Origin of the sequence: Photorhabdus hindustanensis (genome assembly GCF_002968995.1) — a bacterium.
Lineage (GTDB): Bacteria > Pseudomonadota > Gammaproteobacteria > Enterobacterales > Enterobacteriaceae > Photorhabdus > Photorhabdus akhurstii.
The window spans coordinates 1-1,117 of sequence record NZ_PUWT01000155.1 but is presented as its reverse complement, the minus strand read 5'-3'; the positions used below and the strand labels follow the sequence as shown (position 1 = coordinate 1,117).

Genomic DNA, 1,117 nt, shown 5'->3' with positions numbered 1-1,117 from the left:
AAATCACACGAGAATTCATCAACTCTGATATTGAGTATGTGATGCTTGGTATCAGTTTATCAGCGGGTGCTTATCCTGATGCTCCTGAGTTACCGAAGTCTGATGACGAGGCTGTCTGCCGCAGCATTGATGGTAAGTGCTGGGAAATCCGCCCCGATTACCGAGGAAAGATAGCTTACGACACATTAACACGAGAGCCGATTGAGATAACGGAAATCGGTGAGCTACCGGCAACACTGACATTCAAAAAACCGCCCACAGATTTTGACACATGGAACGGCAAAGAGTGGGTAGTTGATAAAGACTTACTCAAAGCTCATCAAATCAACGAAGCAAAACAGAAACAAGCAACACTGTTACAGCAAGCAAATTACACAATCTCATTACTGCAAGATTCTGTCGACTTAGAGATGGCTACAGATGAAACACGCGAGTCTCTATTAGAATGGAGAAAATACAGAGTACTACTCACTCATACAGATGTGAGTCAAGCGCCTGATGTGAAGTGGCCGGAAGTGCCGAAGTGAAAATATAGCGAAAAGATATAGTGAACGAATAGTGAAGCGTGATACCCATCACGAAAAAAGCCACCTTGCGGTGGCCTTTTCTTTTCCCTAACTCACTGTTTTACAGCAAGTTTTTATTTGGTGCCCAGGGCGGGACTTGAACCCGCACAGCCTTACAGCCGAGGGATTTTAAATCCCTTGTGTCTACCGATTTCACCACCTGGGCTGAATCTGGAGGCGCGTCCCGGAGTCGAACCGAGGTTGACGGATTTGCAATCCGCTGCATGGCCACTCTGCCAACGCGCCTTTCTATATTCAGTTACTTGCCATAATCCTGATCAGTAACTTGGAGCGGGAAACGAGACTCGAACTCGCGACCCCAACCTTGGCAAGGTTGTGCTCTACCAACTGAGCTATTCCCGCACCGCTTTGAACTGGCTGATTTACTTATTTGTTTTCGTAAATCTCATGTGCCGTTCGATGCGTTGCATTCTACTTACTTCACGTATCGAGTCAACACAATTATTGTTACGCTGTGTTTGTTCGATGGTTTTTACGTCATTTCGATCAAGCTTCACGCAAATCAGACCAGGCCGCGTTTACATATTGAA

1 protein-coding gene and 3 tRNA genes are annotated in these 1,117 nt (G+C 45.9%); 1 reads left to right on the top strand and 3 read right to left on the bottom strand.

The annotated features are described in order from the left end of the window. The first annotated feature begins 2 nt into the window (after positions 1-2). The gene (locus C6H66_RS24900; RefSeq protein WP_105397049.1) at positions 3-527 is read left to right on the top strand and encodes a tail fiber assembly protein; all 525 of its coding nucleotides are present in this window, start codon (positions 3-5) and stop codon (positions 525-527) included. 118 nt (positions 528-645) lie between these two features. Here the strand turns inward: C6H66_RS24900 and C6H66_RS24895 are convergent. From C6H66_RS24895 to C6H66_RS24885, 3 genes are all read right to left on the bottom strand, one after another. Further along, positions 646-732, bottom strand: a tRNA-Leu gene (locus C6H66_RS24895). A gap of 6 nt (positions 733-738) precedes the next feature. Further along, a tRNA-Cys gene (locus tag C6H66_RS24890) sits at positions 739-812 on the bottom strand. 41 nt (positions 813-853) lie between these two features. Then, positions 854-929: transfer RNA gene (locus C6H66_RS24885), tRNA-Gly, on the bottom strand. Positions 930-1,117 lie beyond the last annotated feature (188 nt).